Source organism: Streptomyces sp. PU-14G (assembly GCF_041028275.1).
Classification (GTDB): Bacteria; Actinomycetota; Actinomycetes; order Streptomycetales; family Streptomycetaceae; genus Streptomyces.
In genome coordinates, this window is record NZ_JASKYT010000388.1 from 1 (window position 1) to 7,180 (window position 7,180).

The following is a 7,180-nucleotide window of genomic DNA, read 5'->3' on the forward strand; positions in this document are numbered from 1 at the left end:
TGACCTCCCCACCCGCATCGCCGCCGAGGTCAAGAACTTCCACCCGGGGGGGGGGGGGGGGGGGGGGGGGGGGCTCTCCCTCCCTCCCTCTCACAACGAAAGCAGCACCGTGTCCCACAGCCCCACCACCCACCCCGCCGTGGTCGTCACCGGCATCGGCGCGCTCACCCCCGTCGGCAACGACAAGGAGACCAGCTGGGAGGCTCTGCTCGCCGGCAGATCCGGCGTGGCCGAGATCTCCCGCTTCGACGCGCGTGACCTCCCCACCCGCATCGCCGCCGAGGTCAAGAACTTCCACCCCGAGGAGCACTTCGACCGCAAGCGCCTCCGCCGCTCGGAGCGCTTCTCGCAGTACGCCGTCGTCGCGGCACGGGAAGCCGCACGGGACGCCGCACTGGCCGTGGACGGCGACCCCGACGCCCGCGTCGGCGTCCAGATCAACAACGCGGTGGCCGGCTTCCCCGGCATCGAGGCGGCGACCGACCAGCGGCAAGAGGACCCGCGCAAGGTCAGCCCGTACTTCGTCTCCTCCGTGATCCCGAACATGCCCGCCTGCGAGGTCGCCATCGACCTGGGCGCCCACGGCCCCGTCAACGCCTCGGCCCTCGCCTGCGCCAGCGGCATCCACGCCCTGCTGGAGGCGCGCCGCACCATCCTGGCGGGCGAGGCCGACGTCGTGGTGGCCGGTGGCACCGACTCGGCCCTCACCCCGGTCATGTTCACCGGACTGAGCACCATGGGCGCGCTCTCGACCCGCAACGAGGCGCCCGAGCGGGCGAGCCGGCCGTTCGACGCGGAGCGCGACGGGTTCGTCTTCGGCGAGGGCGCCGTCGTCTTCGTCGTCGAGTCCGCCGAACACGCGGCGGCCCGGGGCGCGCGGCCCTACCTGGAGATCGCAGGTGGCGCCCTCACCTCGGACGCCTTCCACGTCAGCGCACCGCATCCCTCGGGCGAGCACGCGGCCACCGCGATGCGGCGGGCCCTGGCCACGACGCACACCGCCCCCGGCGAGGTGGACTACATCTGTGCGCACGGCACCGCGACGCGGATCAACGACCGGCTGGAGACCCAGGCCGTGCGGTCCGTCTTCGGCGAGGCGGCGGACGGGCTGCTGGTCAGCTCGCCCAAGTCCATGGTCGGTCACATGATCGGGGCCGCCGGAGCGCTCTCGGCGATGGTCGCGGCGCTGGCCGTGCGGGACGGTGCGGTGCCGCCGACCATCAATCTGGACACCCCCGACCCCGAGTGCGACCTCGACCACGTCCCGCACACCGCGCGCAAGACCGACGTGAGCACCGCCGTGGTCAACGCCTTCGGGTTCGGCGGCCAGAACGTCGTGGCCGTGCTCCGCGCGCCGCGGGGCGCGCGGCACCCCTAGAGAGGGCGCGCGCCCCACGGGGGTGGGCCGCCCGGCACCTCACTCCGGCGAGTCCTCCAGCACGCGGAACTCCAGACCCGCACGGACCAGCCGGGCGGTGAGCGCCTCGCCCATGGCGACCGACGTCGTCACCTGGCCCGCCGTGGGCGGCAGGTCGTCGTGGGCCAGGCACAGGGCCGCCTCGGCGAGCATCGTGGCCGTCTCGTCGTAGCCGGGGTCGCCGCCCGCGACCTCGGTGACGACCCGGCGGCCACCGCCCCGGCCCACGAACCGCGCCGAGAACCAACTGCGGGCCCTGCGCGCCTCGTCGGGGCCCTGGCCGGGAGCCAACCGGGCGGACAGGAAGCGCCGCAGCGCGGGCAGCTGGGCGGCGGCGAAGAGTCCGGCCGCGCCCGCGAGCCCGCCCGCGACCACCGGCAGCCGCTTGACGGCGGCGTGGTGGCGGTAGGTGAAGACGGGCCCGTACCTGTCCAGCGCGGCGGCCGAACGGCCGACGATCTGCGGGTCGAGGGTGGGCAGCGGCACCGCCCACACGCCCAGCTCCTCGTCGTGCCGCACGGTGCCCGTCGGCGTGCGGACGACGCGGTGCGCGGGGCGCGGGTCGGCGGCGCGGCGGGCCTTGGCGGCGCGGGCCATCCGGTCGGCGCGCGCGAAGGCGAGCAGGACGCTCGCCAACGTGCCGCCGGAGACCATGGCGTTGGAGCGGACGAACCCGTCCACGCTGAGCGGCACGCCCTCGGGCAGCTGCTCGACGGTGAAGCGCACCCCCAGGTCGTGGGGGACGGAGTCGAAACCGCAGGCGTGCACGAGCCGTGCCCCGGTCTCCTTGGCGCGGGAGTGGTGCCGCAGGTACATCAGGTCCACGAACTCCGGCTCGCCCGACAGGTCCAGGTAGTCGGTGCCGGACTCGGCGCAGGCGGCGACCAGCCGGGTGCCGTAGCGGATGTAGGGGCCCACGGTGCTGGCGACCACGCGGGAGCGGGCGGCGAGGTCCGCCACGGAACCCGCGTCGGCGGCGTCGGCGGTGACCAGGGCGAGGTCGGCGGCGGCGGGGTGGTCGGCGGCCAGCCGCTCGCGCAGGGCCGCCAGCTTGTCGCGGCTGCGTCCCGCCAGCGCCCAGCGGCACCCGTCGGGCGCGTGCGCGGCCAGGTGGCGTGCCGTCAGCTCCCCCACGAACCCGGTGGCTCCGAACAGGACGATGTCGAACTCCCGTGCCCCGCGCTCAGCTGTCCCAGTCTGCACAGCGATCTCCTCCGGACGAGCGGCTCTTACCGGTCAGTAGGGTGTCGTCTCTCATTTCAGCAGACGCGACATCCGGCGGTCGGCCAGGGGCCTGCCACCGGTCTGACAGGTCGGGCAGTACTCCAGCGCCGCATCCCGGAAGGAGACCGAGCGGACGGTGTCCCCGCACACCGGACAGGCCTCGCCCGCGCGCCCGTGCACCCGCAACCCGAGCCGCTTGCCCGCCTTCAGCTCGCTTGCCGACACCCCGCGCGCCCGCTCGACGGCATCGGCGAGCGTGTCCCGCAGCGCCGCGTACAGCGTGTCGACCTCCTCCTCGGACAGGTCGGCAGCCAGCTTGAACGGCGACATCCGCGCCGCGTGCAGGATCTCGTCCGAGTAGGCGTTGCCGATGCCGGAGACGACCGACTGGTCCCGCAGCAGGCCCTTGATCTGCTGACGCCGGCCCCCGAGCAGCGCCGCCAGTGCCTCGCGGTCGAACTCCGGTGCCAGGGGATCGGGCCCGAGCCTGGCGATGCCCGGCACCTGCCGCGGGTCGCCCACCACGTGGACGGCCAGCCGCTTCTGCGTCCCCGCCTCGGTCAGATCGAAGCCCTCACCCGAGGCGGCGCCGCCGGAGGCATCGGCCAACTCAAGGCGCAGCGCGAGCGGGCCCTTGCCGGGGCGCGGCGGCGCGGCGGGCAGCGCGTCCTGCCACCGCAGCCACCCCGCCCTGGCGAGATGCACGACCAGGTGCAGACCGCCCTCGGGCCCGCCGTCCGCCGCCAGGTCGAGGAACTTTCCCCAGCGCCGCACCCCCGTGAACGCGCGCCCTTCGAGCGCCTGCACCGGCGGGTCGTACGTCTTGAGTACGTTGACGGCGACCGGCAGCACGCGCCACACGGACCGTCCTGTCAGCCGCTCCTCCAGGAAACCGGACAGCGCCTCGACTTCGGGAAGCTCCGGCACGGTACCTCCTTCCGCACGCAGCGAAACGCCGGGATGTCCTGGCGGCGAGGCCGCCGGACCCTCCCGGTCCGCCCTCAGACCAGTTGGGCCTCATGCGTGATCGTGGTGCCCTTGAGCGCCTGGCTGACCGGGCAGTTCCGCGCCGCGTCCGCGGCGGCCGAGGCGAAGGCGGCCTGGTCGATGCCGGGAACCTCGCCCTGGACGGTCAGGTGGATGCCCGTGATGCCGGTACCCGGCTGGAAGTCCACGGCGGCCTTGGTGGTCAGCTTGGCCGGCGGGGTTCCCGCGCCGGTCAGCCCGTTCGAGAGCGCCATCGAGAAGCAGCTGGAGTGCGCGGCTGCGATCAGCTCTTCCGGGCTGGTCCTGCCGCCGGGCTCCTCGGCGCGCGCCGCCCAGGAGACGGGGTACTCGCCGATGCCGGAGGAGTCGAAGGTGACGGCCCCCGCCCCCTCCTGCAGCGTGCCGTTCCAGACCGTGTGGGCGGTGCGTGTGGTGGCCATGGTGATCCCTCTTCCGTAGCGTCCGTGTCAACAGGTCCACATGTCTACAGGTCGACTGGCACGGGGCAGGCGCCGAGCCGCTTCCTGTGCCCGGCACGGAGCACCCCGTACCGGTGCCGCAGTACCCGATCCTGCGCCTTCGCCACGTCCGGGACGGCACCCGACGCGCCGAGGGGGAGGGCGGTCACCCTCCCCCTCGGCGTCGCCGTGGTCCTCGCCGCCGTCGCCGGCCTCAGGCGAAGACGGGCATGATCTCGTCGTGGATCGCCCTCAGCTGGGTCGCGGTGTCCGCCACCCCTTCCAGATCGCGCCCGGTGAAGGCCCGCACCAGGGCCCGGTCGGTGACGGCGCAGATCACGTGGTTGACACCGGCCGGTGCGATCTCGTCACGGATCCGGGCCGCGCACTCCTGCGGGGTGCCGGACACCGAGAGCCGCTCGGTCAGCGAGTCGGTGGTCAACTCGATGCCGCGGGCCAGGTCGCCCGCGCCGATCGCGTCGATCACCGGCTTCAGTTCGGCCGGGTCGACGCCGTTGCGCACCAGTTGCTCGGCGGGCATCGAGGACGCGTAGATGCCCACCATGCTGCGGGCCGCGTCCTTGGCCGCGGCCGAGTCGGGACCCGTCGCGAAGACCACCCAGGCGCCGATGTCCAGCGCGCGCCAGTCCTTGCCCGCCCGCTCGGCGCCCGCCCTGATGTGCCGGACGGCGTACTCGTACGCGTCACGGGTGTAGCTGAGCGCGTGGTGGCAGCCGTCCGACAGCTCACCGGCCGCCTCGAAGGAGCGCGGCCCGCGCATGGCACCCAGCTTGAGCGGCACCCGCTGCTGCACAGGACGGGCGAAGGTGAACAGCCCGTCGTAGGAGTAGAACTCGCCCTGCCGGGTGATCGTGCCCTCGTCGAGCAGCGTGCGCACGACGGCGAGCGCCTCCTTGGTCCGGGAAAGCGGCCTGGTGCGCTGCCAGTCGATGCCGTACTGGGCGAGGAGGCCGAAGTTTCCGCTGGAGAGCACCGCTTCGGCGCGCCCGTCGGACAACTCGTCCAAAGTGGCGACGGCCTGCGCGATCAGCGAGGGCTCGCGGAGGGTGACGGGGGAGACGCTGGGTCCGAACCGGATGCGGTCGGTCGATCCCGCCGCCGCGGCGAACAGCAGCCACATGTCCTTGTGCCAGGTCTCGTCGGCCGCGTAACACGCGTGGAATCCCAGCTCGTCGGCGAGGCGTATCGCCCCGAGCGACTCGGTGAGGGGGTAGTCCGGAAGCATCGCGTAACTGAACTTCATGAGCCACCTTTCCTGCCGCCGGCGCCGGGTGGGCCTGAGCCGGTGCCGGGCGGGCCTGAGCCGGTGCCGGGCGGGGCCTGAGCCGGTGCCGGATGGCGCGAGGAGTGGTGTGCGGACCGGGCAGATTGTGCCAAGGGGGCGCGCGCCCCGCGAGAGTTGTGTGCGACGACGCGCCGGACGACTGGGCACCCCGTACAACAACTTCCGTACGTCCGGCGGCTTCCGCGGCGGTACGGTGTGACGCCCGGCGGGTATCAAAGAGTAACCGGACTCATTCGGAGAGTGAGAAGGAAGTGGGTGGCGCACAGTCATGATCAAGGGAATCGACGTCTCCTCCTATCAGCCGGAGGACTACAGCACGAGGGGCATGGAGTTCGTCTTCATCAAGATCACGGAGGGGAAGTCGTACACCAACCCCAAGTGGGTCGCGCAGCGCAAGACGGGCCGCGACGCGGGACTGGTCACCGGCTTCTACCACTTCGTCAGGCCGGGCAGCATGAAGGCGCAGGCCGACTACTTCCTCTCGAAGATCAATCTCGCCGCGGGCGACATGCTGGCACTCGACTGGGAGGACGCGGGAGTCGGCAACGACGAGAAGGACGAGTGGATCAAGTACGTGCAGGACAAGGCGCCCAAGCACAAGGTCCTGCTCTACTGCAACGTGGACTTCTGGCTCAACCGCGACAAGACCTCGTTCGCGGGAGACGGCCTGTGGATCGCGCACTACAACGGGAAGCCCGGCGAGCCCGGGGTCAAACACCGCTGGCGCTTCCACCAGTACACCAGCGACCCCATCGACACCAACCTGGGCGAGTTCGACAGCCGGGACGCCCTTCGCAGTTGGGCGGGTGGCGGAAAGTAGCCGCGCGGGAACGCCGTACAGCACCCGAGGACCCGGAGGGAACCCCGCGCCGCCGGGGCGATCACCGCCGACGGCGGCCGAGGGTCCCGCCCGATGCCCGCTGCCGATACGCTCCCGTTCATGCCGGAAGCCAACTCGCCCTCGTCCCCGTCCCCCCACGCTCGCACGGAGGCCCCCACAGACGATCGGATACGCACGCACGAGCGGACCCCGGCGGCGGAACGCACACCACCGCAGAGCCGCACCCGCGTGGAGGACGCCTCCACGCGTGAGGCACCAGGACCCTCCGCTGACGAGGCGCCCGCGGGCTCGGCCGAGGTGGGCCAGGAAGAGACGGGGCCCGCTGGGACGAGCCCTGACGAGGTGGGTCCTGACGGAGTGGGCCCTGACGAGGTGGGCCTTGACGGAGTGGGTCCCGACGAGGAGGAGCGCCCGTCGCTGACGCCGCGACAGGCGCGGCGCGTCCGCATCGTCCTGTCCACCGTCGTCATGCTCGCCGTCGCCGTCGCTCTCGCCGTCCGCCTGGGCGCGGCCCCCTCGGTCCTGACCGTCGGCTTCTACGGGCTGGCGCTGATCCTCTCCGGCACCGCCATCGCCCTCAGCCGCAGAGGCCGCACCCGGGTGGCCACGGCGGTGCTGGCGCTCGGTTTCGTGCTCGTGGTGTTCGGTGAGTGGCTGGTGTGACCGGCGGGGGACCGAGACGAAACGGCGCTCAGAGCCACTCGGTGGTGTCGCCGCCCACCAGTCCCGGTACGCGCGCCCAGTCGCGGGGGCTGCGCGCGGCGTCCGGCGTGCCGTCCGCTCCTCTGAGGCCGCCCGCGCCCTCGGCGGGGCCGAAACCGACCGCGGGCAGCGCGTACCGCAACCGGCCCAGCGGGCTGTCGGCCTCCGCCAGCCACGGCGCGTGATCGAGCGGCTGCTGGGCGGCCCCCTGAGCCTCCCGCGCCGTCCGCCCGCCTCCGATCGCG

General features: G+C 73.0%; 7 protein-coding genes and 1 pseudogene. 3 read left to right on the forward strand and 5 right to left on the reverse strand.

Features of this window, described 5'->3' with window-relative positions; translation table 11 throughout:
• The first annotated feature begins 109 nt into the window (after positions 1-109).
• Positions 110-1,378, forward strand: coding sequence for a beta-ketoacyl-ACP synthase II (gene fabF / locus AB8Z75_RS29555; RefSeq protein WP_369207316.1), 1,269 nt, complete (start codon positions 110-112; stop codon positions 1,376-1,378).
• A 39-nt stretch (positions 1,379-1,417) separates the two neighbouring features.
• Here fabF and AB8Z75_RS29560 read toward each other — a convergent pair whose 3' ends face one another.
• The 4 genes from AB8Z75_RS29560 to AB8Z75_RS29575 all read right to left on the reverse strand — a co-directional run bounded on the left by AB8Z75_RS29560 (position 1,418) and on the right by AB8Z75_RS29575 (position 5,350).
• The gene (locus tag AB8Z75_RS29560; protein ID WP_369207318.1) at positions 1,418-2,620 is read right to left on the reverse strand and encodes a trans-acting enoyl reductase family protein; all 1,203 of its coding nucleotides are present in this window, start codon (positions 2,618-2,620) and stop codon (positions 1,418-1,420) included.
• Positions 2,621-2,671: 51 nt separating this feature from the next.
• Positions 2,672-3,568 carry an Fpg/Nei family DNA glycosylase gene (locus AB8Z75_RS29565; protein ID WP_369207320.1) on the reverse strand — a complete coding sequence of 299 codons (897 nt, stop codon included), beginning with the start codon at positions 3,566-3,568 and terminating at the stop codon, positions 2,672-2,674.
• 74 nt (positions 3,569-3,642) lie between these two features.
• Positions 3,643-4,068, reverse strand: a complete 426-nt coding sequence (locus AB8Z75_RS29570; RefSeq protein ID WP_369207322.1) for an OsmC family peroxiredoxin — start codon at positions 4,066-4,068, stop codon at positions 3,643-3,645.
• A gap of 232 nt (positions 4,069-4,300) precedes the next feature.
• Positions 4,301-5,350, reverse strand: a complete 1,050-nt coding sequence (locus tag AB8Z75_RS29575) for an LLM class flavin-dependent oxidoreductase (RefSeq protein WP_369207324.1) — start codon at positions 5,348-5,350, stop codon at positions 4,301-4,303.
• Between the two features lie 310 nt (positions 5,351-5,660).
• Here AB8Z75_RS29575 and AB8Z75_RS29580 point away from each other — a divergent pair, with 310 nt between their 5' ends.
• A complete protein-coding gene (locus AB8Z75_RS29580; protein ID WP_369207326.1) occupies positions 5,661-6,212 on the forward strand; it encodes a glycoside hydrolase family 25 protein in 552 nt (183 codons plus the stop codon).
• Positions 6,213-6,332: 120 nt separating this feature from the next.
• The gene (locus AB8Z75_RS29585) at positions 6,333-6,896 is read left to right on the forward strand and encodes a hypothetical protein (RefSeq protein WP_369207328.1); all 564 of its coding nucleotides are present in this window, start codon (positions 6,333-6,335) and stop codon (positions 6,894-6,896) included.
• A 28-nt stretch (positions 6,897-6,924) separates the two neighbouring features.
• On the opposite strand, the pseudogene AB8Z75_RS29590 reads toward AB8Z75_RS29585, so the two are convergent.
• A pseudogene (locus AB8Z75_RS29590) lies at positions 6,925-7,180 on the reverse strand (hypothetical protein); the annotation flags it as partial.